The organism is Algisphaera agarilytica, assembly GCF_014207595.1.
GTDB classification, from domain to species: Bacteria; Planctomycetota; Phycisphaerae; order Phycisphaerales; family Phycisphaeraceae; genus Algisphaera; species Algisphaera agarilytica.
The window spans coordinates 1,657,131-1,673,374 of sequence record NZ_JACHGY010000001.1; the positions used below are offsets into that span (position 1 = coordinate 1,657,131).

At 64.2% G+C, this 16,244-nt stretch carries 13 protein-coding genes and 2 pseudogenes; 5 read left to right on the plus strand and 10 right to left on the minus strand.

The genetic code is table 11. From position 1 onward, the window contains the following. Positions 1-9: 9 nt before the first annotated feature. Together HNQ40_RS06995 and HNQ40_RS07000 are read right to left on the minus strand one after the other, a co-directional pair. Positions 10-1,035, minus strand: coding sequence for a Gfo/Idh/MocA family protein (locus HNQ40_RS06995; protein ID WP_184677163.1), 1,026 nt, complete (start codon positions 1,033-1,035; stop codon positions 10-12). Between the two features lie 59 nt (positions 1,036-1,094). Next, complete coding sequence (locus HNQ40_RS07000) at positions 1,095-1,478, minus strand: SET domain-containing protein (protein ID WP_184677164.1); 384 nt, start codon at positions 1,476-1,478, stop codon at positions 1,095-1,097. 220 nt (positions 1,479-1,698) lie between these two features. Between HNQ40_RS07000 and HNQ40_RS07005 the strand changes: the two genes are divergently transcribed. Further along, positions 1,699-1,851, plus strand: coding sequence for a hypothetical protein (locus tag HNQ40_RS07005; protein ID WP_184677165.1), 153 nt, complete (start codon positions 1,699-1,701; stop codon positions 1,849-1,851). An 87-nt stretch (positions 1,852-1,938) separates the two neighbouring features. Continuing rightward, positions 1,939-2,610 carry a hypothetical protein gene (locus tag HNQ40_RS07010; protein ID WP_184677166.1) on the plus strand — a complete coding sequence of 224 codons (672 nt, stop codon included), beginning with the start codon at positions 1,939-1,941 and terminating at the stop codon, positions 2,608-2,610. A 156-nt stretch (positions 2,611-2,766) separates the two neighbouring features. On the opposite strand, the gene HNQ40_RS07015 is transcribed toward HNQ40_RS07010, so the two are convergent. Both HNQ40_RS07015 and thrS read right to left on the minus strand, forming a co-directional pair. Continuing rightward, positions 2,767-3,297 (minus strand): GNAT family N-acetyltransferase, encoded by a 531-nt coding sequence (locus HNQ40_RS07015; RefSeq protein WP_184677167.1) that lies wholly within the window; start codon positions 3,295-3,297, stop codon positions 2,767-2,769. Beyond that, the gene (gene thrS / locus HNQ40_RS07020) at positions 3,281-5,374 is read right to left on the minus strand and encodes a threonine--tRNA ligase (RefSeq protein WP_184677168.1); all 2,094 of its coding nucleotides are present in this window, start codon (positions 5,372-5,374) and stop codon (positions 3,281-3,283) included. The genes HNQ40_RS07015 and thrS overlap by 17 nt, the downstream gene beginning before the upstream one ends. 403 nt (positions 5,375-5,777) lie before the next feature. Between thrS and HNQ40_RS07025 the strand changes: the two genes are divergently transcribed. Further along, entirely contained in the window at positions 5,778-5,972 is a 195-nt protein-coding gene (locus tag HNQ40_RS07025; protein WP_184677169.1) for a helix-turn-helix domain-containing protein, read from the plus strand. On the opposite strand, the gene HNQ40_RS07030 is transcribed toward HNQ40_RS07025, so the two are convergent. From HNQ40_RS07030 to HNQ40_RS07040, 3 genes are all read right to left on the minus strand, one after another. After that, positions 5,969-7,459 carry an RNA polymerase sigma factor gene (locus HNQ40_RS07030; protein ID WP_184677170.1) on the minus strand — a complete coding sequence of 497 codons (1,491 nt, stop codon included), beginning with the start codon at positions 7,457-7,459 and terminating at the stop codon, positions 5,969-5,971. The two genes, HNQ40_RS07025 and HNQ40_RS07030, sit on opposite strands and share 4 nt — an antisense overlap. A 76-nt stretch (positions 7,460-7,535) precedes the next feature. Next, positions 7,536-8,390, minus strand: coding sequence for a PhzF family phenazine biosynthesis protein (locus HNQ40_RS07035; protein ID WP_184677171.1), 855 nt, complete (start codon positions 8,388-8,390; stop codon positions 7,536-7,538). Between the two features lie 27 nt (positions 8,391-8,417). After that, a complete protein-coding gene (locus HNQ40_RS07040; protein WP_184677172.1) occupies positions 8,418-9,761 on the minus strand; it encodes a hypothetical protein in 1,344 nt (447 codons plus the stop codon). 235 nt (positions 9,762-9,996) lie between these two features. Here HNQ40_RS07040 and HNQ40_RS07045 point away from each other — a divergent pair, with 235 nt between their 5' ends. Continuing rightward, positions 9,997-11,898: a DUF4914 family protein gene (locus HNQ40_RS07045; protein WP_184677173.1), complete on the plus strand. Its 1,902-nt coding sequence runs from the start codon at positions 9,997-9,999 to the stop codon at positions 11,896-11,898. A gap of 1,255 nt (positions 11,899-13,153) precedes the next feature. On the opposite strand, the pseudogene HNQ40_RS18705 reads toward HNQ40_RS07045, so the two are convergent. Beyond that, positions 13,154-13,321 (minus strand): annotated as a pseudogene (locus HNQ40_RS18705) (DapH/DapD/GlmU-related protein); the annotation flags it as partial. A 75-nt stretch (positions 13,322-13,396) separates the two neighbouring features. Beyond that, positions 13,397-13,723, minus strand: a pseudogene (locus HNQ40_RS18710) (acyltransferase); the annotation flags it as partial. Positions 13,724-13,857: 134 nt separating this feature from the next. On the opposite strand from HNQ40_RS18710, the gene HNQ40_RS07055 reads away from it, so the two are divergent. Then, positions 13,858-14,298 carry an NAD-binding protein gene (locus tag HNQ40_RS07055; RefSeq protein WP_184677175.1) on the plus strand — a complete coding sequence of 147 codons (441 nt, stop codon included), beginning with the start codon at positions 13,858-13,860 and terminating at the stop codon, positions 14,296-14,298. Positions 14,299-14,320: 22 nt separating this feature from the next. On the opposite strand, the gene HNQ40_RS07060 is transcribed toward HNQ40_RS07055, so the two are convergent. Continuing rightward, positions 14,321-16,129: a response regulator gene (locus HNQ40_RS07060; RefSeq protein ID WP_184677176.1), complete on the minus strand. Its 1,809-nt coding sequence runs from the start codon at positions 16,127-16,129 to the stop codon at positions 14,321-14,323. Between the last annotated feature and the right edge of the window lie 115 nt (positions 16,130-16,244).

A 16,244-nucleotide genomic window follows, 5' to 3' on the forward strand; every position in this document is an offset into this window, starting at 1 on the left:
CGGTGAGGGTCAGGCCGACCGCTGCTGCATCCGCTCGATCAGGTCGTCGTCGGGCACGAAACCGTCCAGATCGATCGGACGGCCCGCGAGCGCGCTGGTGTACAGGGCCAACACCACCTTCCACTCGTGCAGCGTCTCGGGCAGGCCAGTGGGAGATTCGCCGCGCAGCATGTCGGCGTAGAGGTTCTGCTGCCCGGCACGGTTGATCACCTTGGCGTGTTCGAAACCGCCGAAGTCGCCTTCGGCGCGGCGCGATTCGGTCTGGATGTGCCAGCGGGCGAACTCCTGGTACTCCGCGTGGCCCCGGCTTCCGCGGATGCCGATGCGCATGTGCTGCCAGACCACGTCGGGGTCGCCGCAGCGCGGCGCGTCCGGCCCGCTGACCCACGTGGCGGTGATCCCGTTGTCGAACTCCAGCTCGGCTCGGGTGCCCAGCGGCGCGGGGTGGTACCCGTCGGAGGTGTCCCAGCCCTGCGCGGTGGCCGAGATGCGCTTCACCAGCGGATCGCCGACGAGCGAACGGGCGTAGTGCAGCAGGTGCGTGCCCTGCCCCGCCAGGGTCATCCCGGCCGAGAAGTCGACCGATTGGAGCTCCCCGAATTCGCCCGCCTGTGCCGCGTCGCGGATCCGGCAGAGCGTGTCGTACCAGCGCAGCTGGTGGCAGGTCGCAAACACCGTCGAGGTTTTCTCAGACAGCTCGCACAACGCCCGCCAACCCGCGACGCCGATGGCGATCGGTTTTTCGACGACACAGAACGGCACGCCGAGGTCCGACACCAGCGTCATCAACGCGATACGCGACTCCGGCCCGGTGATGAGGTGGACCACGTCCAGCGACTCGGCCCGGATCATCTCGGCGGGGTCGGCGTAGGCCTTGAGCCCGTGTTCCGCGGCAAACGGGTCACGCCGTCGGGGCGACGGCGCACAACACGCCACCACCTGGGTCCCCGCCAAACCGCGGTACGACGCGAGGTGGTCCAACGCCCGAGCGCCGCAACCCACCAACCCCACACGCTTCATCGCCTGATCGCTCATCCCCGAACGATAGCAAAACGGCCGATGGGCCGAGGCTCAATCTGATCTGTGCGGTGGGTTCAGTCGGAAGCCTGCGCAACCTCTTGCAGGGCACCCGAGGTGTCCGCCGTGTCTTCGCAGTCGTGCCAATCGCTGTCTTCTTCCACCTCTTCGACTTCGTCATCGCCCATGTAGTTGTGGGTGATTTCTTCGCCGGGCTGGATGTCGCACAACGACATGACCGTCAGGTCGTCGAAGTACGCCGCGTTCGGCTCGTTGTCGTGGTTGATGAACCGCAACTCGTTCTCGACGCGGAAGCCCTGCTCTTCGGTGATCCAGAGCACGTACGCGCCGTCCTGCGTGGTGTAGGAACCTTCGAGTTGTCCGATGACGGTGTCGGCAGGGATAAAGCGGTCGGCAAACAGGCCTTGGCCATGGATGCCGCTGGGTTGAACTTTGAACATCTTGGATGAGTACTCCGTCCGTGGGCAAGTGCGTACAGACCTTCGAGCGGTAATCTAGCAAGTCGTCATCGGTGACGCGAGGGTGGTGACTTGAAAACAATAATGCTCACACATCTGACTCAATCAAAGTGAGGAATAGGATGAACATGGATTCTCATATTCAAAGTTTTGGATCCAACATTTATCGCGATAAGCACGGGTTCTCGATTAAGATCAAAACATGAAAACGATGATTGGAATCGTGCTGATGTGCGCCAGTCTCACGGGGATCGTTAGAGCCCAACCGCTCGAACCGCCCCCGGCTGAAGAGATCGCGTACCACTGGAAGCAGGTCAAGGACTACCGGGCGCTCGTCGATAATCCTGAGAACTAAGAAAAAGACCCCACTACGGGGTATAGCGTTCTCGACGACCCTCCCGATATCCAGCCCAGCCTGGCGTTCCTCGTTGCGGCCGGGGAGATGGAATACGTCAATCTCGTATTGCCCGAAGTACCACGGAACTCTGCCACCACTCGGCACTGGCTGAAATGGGGAGCGGGCGGCAAGGACCACGGTGTACGTGAGGGCCTATGGGAGATGACCGGCAAGGCCTACAACGATGAGTTCTTCGGCGTCAAAGGCGAAACCCCGGTCTGTCTGAACATCTGGTACGACCCCGCGATCACCGATGAGATCAAGCAGTTGGTTCAGGAGCTACAAAACCTCGAAGCCGGGGCCGAAATCATCGACAACCTCGAGCGGCTGAAAAACCATCCGCCCGAACGTCAGATCGCCGACCTAACGATACCCCCGCATCCCAAGCGCGAAGCCCTCATCGGCGAATGGGCTTCCGAAGGAGAAACCGTTTACACCATTGAAGAGCAGGATGGAAAGGTTCTCATCAAACCCACCCAAAGCCCACCCTGGGAATCCATGATCAACAACCTGCGCTGGGAAGAAGATGTGCTTCGTTTCGACGAGTATTACTACCTTGATGACCCGGAGAATCCTGGTTACGTCCATCCATTCAGCGGGGTCCGCAACGACAGCTCGCTGACTCCACAAACCGATCCTGATCGCCTGATTTATCTTCTAAATAACGAGCATTTAGAGGAACCGATTGGGGACGAATTCACGAGAGTGGTCAACTAGTCTCACGGCTTCCGTTCACCGCGTTCTTTCAAGACGCTCTGCCAGCGGCATTGCGCCACGGTCACCGCCTTCGATAGCAAAAACAACACCTGCCAACTCAACAGCGTCTCCGCTCTGATGGACTGAACAGCCAGCCGCTGGCGCGACACGCCTGGGTCAGTTATCACCCAACCGGCGTCGCATCTCATACTCGATCAGGTCGGCGACACGCGGGTGGGGCATCGAGTCGCCGGTGGCCACGAAACCATGTTTCTCGTAGAGCCTCTGGGCGGGCGGGTTGTTCGAGGTAACGTGGAGCCGCAGCTCCGTGAGGTTCATGCGCTGGGCCCACGCCACCGCGTGATCGAGCAGCCGGCCCGCGATACCGACGCGGCGTGTTTCCGGGTCGACCCACACCGAAACCAGCCAGCCGCGGTCGGCCTGCTGGTCATCAATCACACACGCGGTAAGACCACAGGTCGAGCCGCCCCGCCGTACGACCCAGGTCGCGCACCGCTGTGGGTATGTCCAGGCTTGGGCCTTTTCTCGCCAAGCCGATTCATCGAGCGCCGATTCAACTTCGTAGCTCGAGCCGAAGGCCGTCGGGCTTTCGCGTAACGCGCGCAGACGCACATCGCGGAGCTCCTCGGCGTCTTGGGCCGTGAGTTGAACGATCTCGATCGGGTCAGGCTCAGAGGCTGCGCTCATCGCGTTCTTTCACGATGCTCTGCAAGAACTCTTCCAGCGGCACGGCCCCCTGGTCGCCTTCGCTGCGGTGGCGAACACTGACGGTGTTGGCCTCTTCGTCCTTGCCGCCGACCACGAGCATGTACGGCACCTTGGCTTCCTGGGCGGACTTCACCTTGCCTTTGACGCGGTTCTTGGACGTGTCGATGTCGGCACGGAAGCCGGCATCCTTGAGCGCGGCCAGGACCTTCTCGCCGTAATCGTTGAACTTGTCGCTGATCGGCAGCACGCGGACCTGCTCGGGGCTGAGCCAGAGGGGGAACGCGCCGTTGAAGTGTTCGATCAGGCAGCCGATGAACCGCTCCATCGAACCGAACGGGGCGCGGTGGATCATGATCGGGCGGTGCTCGGCATTGTCCGCACCGATGTATGAGAGCTCGAACCGCTGCGGGAGCTGGTAGTCGACCTGCACGGTGCCGAGCTGCCACTCCCGGCCGATGACGTCCTTCACAACGAAGTCGATCTTCGGGCCGTAGAACGCCGCTTCGCCGGGCTCTTGGCTGAACGACACGCCGAGGGATTCTGCCGCGTTGATGCACGCCGCCTCGGCCGCGTCCCAGTCGCTTTCCTTGCCGACGAACTTCGACGAGTCGGGGTCACGCAGGCCGACACGGACGCGGTAGTCGTCCATGCCCAGCGTACTGAAGACGATCTTCACGAGTTCGATGCAGCCGAGCACCTCGTCGGCCAACTGGTCGGGCGTGACGAACAGGTGGGCATCGTCCTGGGTGAAGCCGCGGACGCGGGTCATGCCGCCGAGCTCGCCGGACTGCTCCCAGCGGTAGACGGTGCCGAACTCCGCGAGGCGGATGGGCAGGTCGCGGTAGCTGTGTTTGTCCGAAGCAAAGATGCGGATGTGGTGCGGGCAGTTCATCGGCTTGAGCATGTAGCCCCCGCCGGAAACTTCCGCAGCGATATCGGCCGCGTTCTCACCGTCGAAGGTCAGCTTGTCGGCCAACTCGGCGCAACACGAGCAGCCGTCCGCCAATTGACGGATGGTCTCGCGTTCCAGGATCGGCGGGTACTGCGAATCCGCGTAGTACGGGAAGTGGCCCGAGGTGCGGTACAGGTCGAGCTTGCCGATGTGCGGCGTGAAAACCTGCGAGTAGCCCTGGCGTTCTAGGTGCTCGCTGATGAACTTCTGCAGTTGATCGCGGACGACCGCGCCCTTGGGCTTCCAGAGCACCAGGCCTTGGCCGACCATCTCGTCGATCTCGAATAGGCCGAGCTGCCGGCCGATGACGCGGTGGTCGCGGGCCTTGGCTTGTTCGAGGGCTTCCATACGATCAGCGAGGTCGGCCTCGCCGAAGAAGGCGGTGCCGTAGACGCGCTGGAAGCGGTCGAGGGTGACGTCGCCCTTCCAGTTACTCGCGGCGACGGACATGACCTTGAACGCGCCGATGCGTGAGGTCGTGTCGACATGGGGCCCCATGCACAGGTCTTCCCAGTTGCCCGACTCGCCGGTGATGTACCACGACAGGGTCGCGCTGCCTTTTTCGATAGCCTTCTCAGCGTTGTCGAGCTTGTACTTGTTGTTTTCTTCGCCAAGCTTGGCCATGCCTTCGTCGGTGGAGAGTTCGTAGCGTGAGAACGCGCGGTTCTCTTCCACGATCTTCTTCATCTCGTCCTCGATCCGGGCGAAGTCGGCCTCGCGGATCGGGGTGTCGAGTTTCATGTCGTAGTAGAAGCCGGTGTCGAGCGGCGGGCCGTAGGCGAGCTCGACGTCGGGGTAGAGGCGCTCGATGGCCTCGGCCATGACGTGGGCGGTGGAGTGGCGGAGCAGGTAGAGGGCGTCTTTCTCATGCTGCTCGTCGCGCCACTTGCTGCGGCCCTTCTTGTCGATGCGGGGGGCGGTGACCAACGCCAGCTCGCAGTCGCCGGGCAGCGGGCGGTGGACGTCATACAGCTCGCCGTTGACGCGGGCGCCGATGGCGGCCTCGGCGAGCTTTTCGCCGATGGACTTGGCGACGTCGTACGGCGTGCTGCCGTCGTCGTAGGATTTTTGCGTGCCGTCGGGCAGGGTGACTTGGATCGACATGGTGGGTCTCGTTTCGCGGCGGAGCGTGGATGATGCGGGGGAGGCAGGATACGAAAAAAGCCGCCAGGGTTGGCGGCCGGTGGAGTCTCGTGGGTAAACGATGAGCTTCAACCGATCGCCGGGGGGCGGGTGGTCGTGGTCGTGGTGGTAGTGGTGGTAGTCGTGACCAGCATCATGTGTAGGCAGTATATCGGCCGATCGGGGCGTCGGGGTGACCGGGCGTGGGACTCGGCCCCATAAAACCAACCCCCGCCCTGTGGCGTTCACAGGAATTCCCCGGAACTGCCAAATCCTCAAAAATAACTTCCGACGCGAAATAGAAGCCTGTTTCGTGCGTCTTACCCCCAGGCGGGCCTGCCCGGGTGGGTGATTTGTGCCCTTGGATTAACGAAAGAGTGATGACATGGCCTACAGCATTGAACTCCGCCAGCGTGTGCTTTCCTCAATCGAAAAAGGACTAAGCAAGCAGGAAATCGCCCGCCGGTTCGACCTGTCCTACGGCACGGTCTGCTTGTGGCACAAGCTCGCCCAACACGGCATCACCTCCCCCGGCATCCCCGGACCCAAAAAATTCCAACCCGTCGCGGCTCACCACTAACCCAGCGACTCCCGCCGGGGCTCGGCCAGCCACTGCAAGGCATCACTCACCCACGTTAAGCCCGGCGTCCACTCGGGCACGTGGCGATAGCCGTGCACCGTATTGAGGTACAGCACCCGGCCACGGCCGCAGTGCCCCCCCACCAGGTACGGCGTCTTGCACGCCATGTCGCCAAACTGCGTCTGTTCACGCTGCGCGATCAACGTCGCGTCGGCGACGGGCGTGAACCGCGGACCACACTCGCCGCACCTGAACGTCTTGCCCGCAAACCAACTCGGCGTCGCGGGGTGATCGACCAGGACGGTGATCTGGCCGTTGTGGTTGTTCTCCTGCCCACCCGGACAGGGTTGGCCGCGGATCTCGACGTAGGGGCAGTAGCTCATCGTCGGCGTCGCGCACAGACTCAACGCCATGACATCGGGGTGCCCCGGGCCGAGGTGGTTGGTCCCCAAAAAACCATCATTGAAAAAACCCACACCCGCTTCGACCGCGAGGCGGATGTTGTGCAGCACGTCTTCGCGCTGGCTGAAACTAAGGCCCACAACGATGACGTCCAGGGTCTTAAGGCATTCCAGATCGGTCCCGTCGATGAGGCCGTCGCAGAAGGCGTAGTCGCGGATGACGCGTTCGACCATGCCGACGTTGTCGGTGCCGGGGTCGATGATGGAGATGAGTTCGAAGCGTGGGTCGGCGACGAAGCGCATGAAGAACGCGGCCTCGTCTTCCTTGGGGACGAACGGGCCGTTGGTGCACTCGGTGATCTGGGCGTGATGGCTGATCAGCGTGCCCACCCGGATCGGCCGCGACCACCCCGGAAAGGTGAGCGGGGCCGACTCGTCGCCACGGGTCGGAGCCTGGGGCCACTGCGGGGCGTGACGCATCGGGTCGTTCACGATCTGATCGACCAGGGCCTGGCGGGTGAGGTCCTCGATTTCCTCGATGCCCATGTCCTTGAGCACGTCCGCTGTCTGGTCGAGGCCGCGCTGGAGCTGCCGGTGGACGGTCGACAGGCTCGTGCGCGACTTGCCCGCCAGGACGCGGAGCGGGGTGTAGCGGTGGTAGCGTTCGAGGAGCAGCTCGCGCAACGGCTCGTCGATGTTTTGCAGCGCTTCGTCGAGCTTGGACTGCACGCGGTGCCGGCTGGCGGGCGACGGGTCGGGCGGGTCCAGCAGGCCGGGGTGCTTCTGCAGGAGTTCGCGGTGACGCACCGCCTTGCGGATGTGATCGACGCAGACCGAGCGGGCGGTGGTTTTCAGCCAGGCCCCGAGGTGGCTGCGGATCTTCGGGGCGTGGCGGAGCAGGCGCAGGAAGGTTTCCTGCGCGGCGTCCTCGGCTTCGTGCGGGTCGGCGTGGTACCGCCGACAGACCGACATCACCGTGGGCCAATACGCCTCGATGATGCGATCGATCGCTTGCGGGTCTTTCTCCTGCAGGTAGCGGATCAGACGTTCGTCCAGCGGCGGGGTGGAATGGGGGGTATTGGCCATGGGTCCGAAACCTGCGCACACAGTGTGACAACTTCAAGACGTTCGGCCCAGTGTTTTTTCCGTTTGGATGTGCAGATCAGCCCGCGCTCGGGGGCGGCGCGTGCCACTCGCCCACCATGACGGTCACGGCCCGGCCGGTGAGTCCGACCCGATCGCCCCGGACGCGGACCCCCAGCACCCCGCCGCGCGGCGAGGCCTGATGAGCCAGCAGTTCGTCCTTGCCGAGACGCTGCGCCCAATACGGCCCGAGCAGGCAGTGGGCCGAGCCGGTGACGGGGTCTTCGTCGATGCCCGAGGCCGGGGCGAAGAAGCGGGAGGTGAAGTCGGCGGGTCGGCTGTCGGGCGTGGTGCCGCTGGGCGCGGTCACCAATACGCCGCGCACCGCGATCCGACCCAGCGCCACGAAATCCGGGCTCACCACCTTGACCGCTTCGGCGTTGTCGAGACGGACCAACACATCGAACCGGCCACGCGCGGTCGCGGTATCGTCGATGTGGTCCGCATCTAACCTCAGCGCTTCGAGCAAGCCCACGGGCGGCTCGGTGTCCGAAGGCGGGTCGGCGGGGAAATCCATGCGGATCGCGCCGTCGACGGTGCGCTCGCAGGTCAGCGACTTGCCCTCGTGGGTCTGGAAGATGATCGGCTCGTCGACCAAGGCGTGGCCCTGGTCCCACAGCGCATGGGCGCTGCCGAGGGTGGCGTGGCCGCATAACGCGACCTCAACCGCGGGCGTGAAGTATCGGATGCGCCAAGCACCGTCGCCGACCGGACGCAACAGGAACGCGGTCTCGGAGTGTTTCATCTCCGCCGCCACATTCTGCATCCACGCTTCGCCCGGCCAGCCGGCCCCGTCCAGCACACAAACCCCCGCCGGGTTGCCCGCGAAGGGTTGATCGGTAAACGCATCGACGACGTACATCGGTAGGGGCATCACTTCATCTCGTCGGGTGGCCAAGGGTCACCGTGTCGGGTCCGGGAGGCCGTGGTGTTGGCAATAGGTTGAAAGCAAACGTGCGGGGTCGCAACGGAAATTGGTTTCGAGCGCTTCTTTCCAGGTAACCCCGTCTTTGATGTCGTGGATCAGGTTTTTATACGCCTTCTTGTCCCCCTCGATCATCAGATCGGTGAGGCCGTACGAAAGCCCGTAGGCCCACGATCCGCCGGACCAGTTGTCGAAAATCCCGGTGAGCTGGCCGAGGTCGCCCTTGTGGATCTCGACGTGTGCTTTGCGTCGGCGGCTCTCCACCACGGTGGACTGGGGAACCAGGCGGTGGGCGATGTACTCGGCCAAGCCTTCGTTGAGCCAGGTGGGGACGCGGGCCGAGCTGCGGTAGCGGTGGAGGAAGCCGTGCACGTTTTCGTGGACCAGCATCTTGCGGTAGAACCACTCATCGTCAGATCGGCGGGCCACGATCTGGACCGCGCCCTGGGCGCGGTAGTGGCAGACCCCCGCCGCCGAGGAGGCGTCGTAGTTGTAAGCCCGTTGCTCGTAGGCCCTGAAGTCTTCACGGCGATGGATGATGACCACCGTGCACTTCCCGGCGTAGACCTGGTCGTCCGACTCGAGGTTGAACATCCCCAGCAACTCGCCGTACATCTTCTCCAACAACTGCAACGACGACTTGGCGTCGCTTTTCCCCAGGTTGCGGTCGGCCAGAACCACGAAGTGCTCGGATTCCATCACACGGTAGTCCAGCCCCAAGGCGTCGAGGTGCTCTCGGGTCCAGCGCACTTCCGACTCGGTTAGGCGTTGGTGCTCTTCTTCGGTGAGCTGTGGCCATTCGTTGTCGCCGTGGTCGGTCTCGACATGATGCGGCTCGTGAGGTTCGGCCGTCTCCGGTTCGGCTTGTTCTTTTTCCGTCGCGGGCTGGGCCGGTTCGGCCCGCAGCTCGGCGACCCGTTCGGCCAGAGAGGGGTCGAGTTCGACCGCGCGGTCGAACGCGTACATGGCCCCCCGAGAACGGTTCCTTCTGTACGGCGGCTCAAGGTTTTGCAGGATGAGGCCCGCGCCGAGCCAATCTTCGCCGTCACCGTCACGCAGCACGAGGCGGAAGATCTCGTAGGACGCTTTCGGCCCCAGGTCGCTCCACGCCACGGGCTTGAACTTGCGCCCGCCCATCTGCACAAACTCCAGGTCATAGCCCTCGATGGCCCGCCGTTGAGTCACGCCGTCGGCATCGCGGTAGATGATCCGCTTGGGCGGATCGAAGACGACCGAGACCTCCTCGCCGATTGCCGGGAAGGCGATCAGCGCGATCACCAACCCAATCAGGCGGCCGGAATAGGGATTGATTTTGACCATGGAATCTACAGTTTAACCGCCCCCTCACATAGGCTTACGGCGGTTGGAATCTCCCGCGATATCGGCACCGAAAATGTGCGATTTCCGCTTATTTTATAGGCATTTAACAGACCCCGCATCGGGCCTTGGTTCGCTATACTGTCGCTGACCGTGACGAGGTGGAAAGTCTCGGGGCCAACCGGCCCGTTCGTCGCGGAAACGCCTAGATTGCCTACCCAGGCAGGAGTCATGACGCATGTCCATCGCGCAGATGCCCAACATCACCCTCTCCCACTCGGCCATGTCGGTGCTCGAAGAGGCCAAGTCGGTCACCTTCTTCAGCAGCGTCGAAGAAATCGTGGAAGCCGCCGTGCCCGAGGATCAGGTCGACCCGGCGGGCTACTTCACCGTCGGCTACGACGTCGACGGCGAGTTTGTCCCCGAAGTGAAGGTCTGCCGCGTCAAGAACGGCATCGCCGGCAACTACCTCGAGCCATACATGCGTCGCCGCGACGCGCAGTGCATGTGCATCGCCGACGACCGCGCCACCGACAAGCCCACCTTCAAGGGCCGCTTCGGCAAAGACTTTGAAGAGACCCGCCAAGACACCTTCGCCTGGCTCAAGACCCAGGACCTCGCCTGCTTCTTCTTCAACGCCGGCCGCACCGGCAAGGGCCTGCCCGCCCTTGTGATCGCCCCCGCCAATGCCGGCTTCTTCGCCATGGGCCTGGCCATGCTCCAGGGCATCATCCCCATCGAAGAGATCGAGAAGCAGGGCGACCAGTACAACCACACCGCGATCATCTACATCGCCCCGCCCTTCCGCCACACCCACTTCGACGGCAAGCAGGTCGTCGTCCACAACCGCCGCGACGGTCTGCACGAGCTGTACTCCTACAACCTCTACCCCGGGCCTTCGGCCAAGAAGGGTGTCTACGGCATGCTCCTGACGCTCGGCGAAAAGGCCGACTGGACCACCGCCCACTGCTCGACCGTCCAGGTCGTCACCCCCTACGACAACACCATCACCATCATGCACGAGGGTGCATCCGGCGGCGGCAAGTCCGAGATGCTCGAACAGATGCACCGCGAGGCCGACGGCCGACTGCGTCTGGGCACCAACACCGTCAACGGCGAAAACCGCTACGTCGCCCTGCCCCGCGGCTGCGAGCTCAACCCCGTCACCGACGACATGGCTCTCTGCCACCCCGACCTGCAGAGCGCCACCTCCGGCAACGAGAAGAAGCTCACCCTTACCGACGCCGAGGCCGCCTGGTTCCTCCGCGTGAACCACATCACGCACTACGGCACCGACCCGCACCTCGAAAAGATCACCATCCACCCCAAGGACCCGCTGCTGTTCCTGAACATCAACGCCACCCCCGGCAGCACCGCGATGATCTGGGACCACATCGAAGACGAGCCCGGCGTGCCCTGCCCCAACCCCCGCGTGGTCTTCCCCCGCGACAACTACCCCGGCATCGTCAGCGAACCCGTCACCGTGGACATCCGCAGCTTCGGCGTGCGTTGCCCCCCTTGCACCAGCGATCATCCGACCTACGGCATCATGGGCATCTTCCACTTGCTGCCCCCGTCGCTGGCGTGGCTGTGGCGCCTGGTCGCCCCCCGCGGCCACGGCAACCCGTCCATCGTCGACGAAGGCGGTATGACCTCCGAAGGCGTCGGCAGCTACTGGCCGTTCGCCACCGGCCGAAAGGTCGACCAGGCCAACATCCTGCTCCACCAGGTGCTGAACACGTCCGACACCATGTTCATCCTCTGCCCCAACCAGCACATCGGCTGCTGGGAGACCGGCTTCGCGCCGCAGTGGATCGCCCGTGAGTACCTCTCGCGTCGCGGAGCCAACCCATTCGCCCCCGAGAAGGTCCTCGACGCCCGCTGCCCCCTGCTCGGCAAGACGCCCCGTACCATCCAGGTCGAAGGCCAAACCATCGGCCACTGGTTCCTCCAGGTCGAAACCCAGCCCGAGGTCGGCGAAGAGGGCTACGACAAGGGCGCGGAGATCCTCACCGAGTTCTTCCACGAACAGATCAAGCAGTTCCTCAGCGACGACCTCGACGCCAAGGGCCGCGAGATCATCGAGGCCTGCCTCGACGGCGCCACCGTCGCCGACTACGAGAAGCTCTCGATCGTCTGAGCCGATTCACACCCCAACACCTCCAAGGCCCACGGACTTGTTCCGTGGGTTTTTTCTTGCGCGTGTTTCTCTCCGCCCCCTCTCACCCCAACCACGCCGACGCTGAGCCGCGAACGCGGCGAAGCGTCTGGTACCCAACTCACAAACAACTCCCCTACCCCTGCGACTGCACCGGATCCCCCGCACTCACCATCGCCGGCCCCAGGTGAATCCCAAGCGGCGGGTGATCCCCGGGCTCCGCCAACCCCAGCAGGTCCGCACACAACCACGCGATACTCAGCCACATCTCCGTGCCCATCAGGCTCGAGATCGCATCGTCCCGCGTCTCAAACGCAAAGCCCTCGCCCGCGCGCCAACGCGCGACCGTGTCTTCTAACCAATACGCCGCCACCGCCTTCGCCTCGCTCCGCCGGTAGTCCACCTGTCGCAGCGCCAGCCACAGCGGGTGGATGATGTCCAGCACGTAACACGCCGTCGACTTGCCGGGCGCGAAGAAGCGCTCGTCGTGCGTGTGCGCCAGCACCGTGTCGATCGCGCGCTCGGGGTGCGGCAGCGGCACGCCCCACTGCGCATACGTCCCACGCGTCAAGCGGTAGAACCCGTTCACCGGCATCAGCCAGCCGTCCTGCTCCCGGCGGTTGCCCCACATCCCCGAGGCCGCGTCCGCCCGGAGGTTCAGCCAGCCGAACAGGTCGTAGAGGTCGCGCCCTTTGCCGTGGTCGATCTGGTCGAGCGCGATCAGGCTGGCGAAGTGGTCCACCCACGCCCCGGCCGACCACGCGTTGAGCTCGCGGTACACATCTTCCAGCGTCTCAACCAACGTCGCGGTGTCCATCCGCTGGGCCACCTGCACCCGGTGCGGCAGATGACTGCCCAGGCAACGCAGCGCGTAACCCGCCGCCATCGTGAGATACGCCGAGTGCCCACAGCGCAGCCGCTGCAACATCGCGGGAGACTCACCCAACTGGCCCTCGTTGTACGGGCTATGAATCAGCCCCGTCTCGGCGTCCTGCGCTGCCCGCAGTTTTTCGATGAGCTGCTCATTCGTAAAGCCCGGCACGTCCTGCCCGAAACGCGCCGCCAACTCCACCGCGTCGCACCACGGCCGGAACTGCGGCTCCGCTCCGGGATGGTTGCGCGGCTCGCCGTCCACCATGCAGCGCGACAGCACCGCGGGCAACTCGCTGCGCACCCGCTCCAGCAAACCCTGCCACAACTCGGCCAACGGCGAACCCGCGTGTTCCGCTCCGGGCTGACGCGAACGGATCAGCCTCGCCGGGTTGCCGCCCACGATCGCCCACTCGGGCACGTCCTTGGTCACCACCGCGCCCGCCGCGACGATAGCGTGGCTGCCGATGTTCACCCCATCGAGCACGACCGCGTTCGCGCCGATCCACACGTCGTCGCCGATCGTGATCCCCTTGGTGGTGATCCCCTGCTGATGGATGGGTTTGCTGAGGTCGTCGATGCCGTGGTTGAACGCCACGATCTGTGCGTAGCTGGCGATCCGCACCCCGTCGCCGATGGTCACCTCGCCCCGCACCGTCGCCCCGGCGTTGATCGTGCAATTCGACCCCATCTCCACTTTCGGCCCGACCTGCGTCTCGCTGCCGACGTACGTCTGGTCCCCGAACCGAAGCCGTTCGATCGCCAGCGACGCGTCCGGCGAGATGTACACCCCCTCGCCAAACGCACAGTCGCCCCGCGACCGCAGCTCGTCCTGCCACGCCGCCTGCGCCGCCCGATCCTCCGCCGTGGCATGTTTCAGATACAGCCAAGGCTGCCTGCCAAATCGATCGTTCGGAAACCGGCTGAAGTCTTGCATGGATACATCTCGGGAAAGGCCCCAACATGGTAATGCATGCACTTAGCGCATCCGGGCCCCTACTCCACCCCCACTCCGCGCCTCATACCCCCACACCACAAGACATCCGCCCACCCCCGCTCTATCATCCACCCATGGCCGCCCCCCCTTCTCCCGCACCCCGCACCGCGATCGTCGTCGGCTTCGGCCCGGTCGGTCGGCTCGTCGCCGAAGGGCTCGCAGACGCCGGCTTCGAAGTCACCATCCTCGAGACCAACCCCAAAACCGTCGAACAGCAACGCAGCCTCGGCCGGCGCGTACTCCTCGGCGACGCCCGCCTCGCCGACGACCTGATCGCCGCGGGCATCGAGACCGCCGACACCATGGTGCTCACCATGCCCAACGAGGAAGACGCGCTCACCGCCTGCCGCGTCGCCCACGGCATCCGCCCCGAGGTCTTTATCAGCGCCCGCACCAACTTCGTCAGCAAGGGCATGCTCGCCATGCAGAACGGCGCCGACCACGTCGTCGTCGAAGAACTCGTCACCGCCGAGGCGATGCGCAAAGCCATCGTCGATCACTGGATGCCGGATTGATTGACCGATCGGCCCCCCGCGTTCACGCGGCCTGGGCGGGATTGGACGCCGGGAGCATGTGGTTCACCGCGTCGACAAAGTGCTCGATCAGAAACGGCGTGGTCAGGTTGGCGAAGAAACGCTTCTGCATCAGCCGCGGGTCGGGCAGCGTGTCGGCGGTCTTGGCGATCACGACCATGGGCAGGTCCGCGACTTCCATCTTCTGCTCGGTCTGCTCGATGAGCTGGCTGATCGCTTCGACCTCTCGGCGGTTCTGGATCGACACGACCATGAAGTTCGGCTTCACCTCGTCGCTCACCGGCGGCGGGAACAGACGATCGAGGAAGACCCGGATCGGATCGGTCTCGGCTTTGGTCCCCACGAACACCGGCCGCGGGTTGCCGTGGTTGATCGACTTGGCGATCTCCGAGCGATAGTCGGTCCAGCCGCCGGGGCTGTGAGCGAGCATCGCCAGCTTGAGGTCCGTCGCCTGGTCGGGGATGACTTCTTCGATGTGCTCGATGAATCCCCCACCCAGCTTCAGCGCGGTGAGGTATTCCTGCACGGGGTAGATCGTGTGGTTGCCGCTGTGGCCGACGAGTAGCGCGTGCGCCAGGCCGTTGGCCAGCGCGACCACGCAGCAGGGCTCGACGATCTTCGGGGCCATCCGGCGGATGTTGCCCGCGCTGAGGTGGTGGAACGCGATCGGGCCGACCAACTCTTTGGGGAACTTCCAGGCGTGGAGGATGCGGTCCATCGCCTCGGCGTGGTTCACCAGCAACAGCCGGGACTCGACCCGCTCCAACGATTCGCCCAGGTGGTCGGCCGCGTCGAGCACCCGCGCCATCTGGTCGGGCAGGATCTGGGTGTAGACCATCCGTCCGGTGTCGTGGAGCAGGCCCATGGTGAAGGCGTTTTCGATCGCTTCGTCGTCGCGTTGCAGGGCGCGGGTCGCCTCGGCGGCGATCAGGCCGGTGGCGATCGAGTGCTCCCAGAAGTGCGGGGCGTTGATCCGGTGGTCGACGGTGTCCCCGAAGCTGTCGATCACACTCATGTTGGTCACGGCCTGGCGCACCGCGTTGATGCCCATCCGCATGACCGCCTTGTTGATCGAGTCCACCGGCGAGCCGCGGTCGTACACGCTGGAGTTCGCCATCTTCAGCAACTTCAGCGCCATGCCCTGGTCTTTCTTGATCGCCTTGGACAGCGCTTCGATCGAGCAGTTTTTCCGCCGGGTCATGCTCATCACTTCCGACACCGCGGGCGACATCCCCTTCAACTCCCCGCAACCGTCCAGGAGTTCGTACACGTCGCTGCGCCGCATGATCGGCTTGAGTTCTTTGAGATTCGCGGCGTTGAGCAGTTCCGCGTCCGCCGCCTGAGGCGTCTGGGCCCCTGCGGGTTCCGGGGCGCTCGCCGCTGCTTGCGTCGGCGCCTGGGGCGCCTCGGCCGCGCTCGGTGCCTGTTGCGGTTCAACGCCTTCGGCGATCATCGACTTCATCGTCGAGCAGAGCTGCACCGCACTCACCCGGGACTTGAGCAGGTACTTCTTCACCATCAGCTTGGCGGCCAACACGATCACCTCACGCTCAGCCGAATCGGTAAGCACCAGAACCGGCAGCTTGGCCGAGGGGTTGAGCGCACGCAGCTTCTTGATGCACCGCATCCCGACCTTGCCGACGCGGCAGAGGTCGATGACCACCAGATCCACGGGCTTATCGCTCGCTGCCTTGATGGCCTGAGCCTGGTTGTTCGTGGCTGAAACTTCGAAGCCTTGAGACGAAAGGTAGCTCGACAACAGGTCGCGATACAACCCGCCCTGATCGAGAATGAGTACGTGGTTCCCCGACATGTAGCCTCCTTGAATCGACTACTAGTTCCATCGGGCCTCATGATCGGATTCTTGAAGGCAGAGTTCCAAGAAAGGCACAGGGATTGCCCTAGGTCTTGGAAAACACGTGTAAACA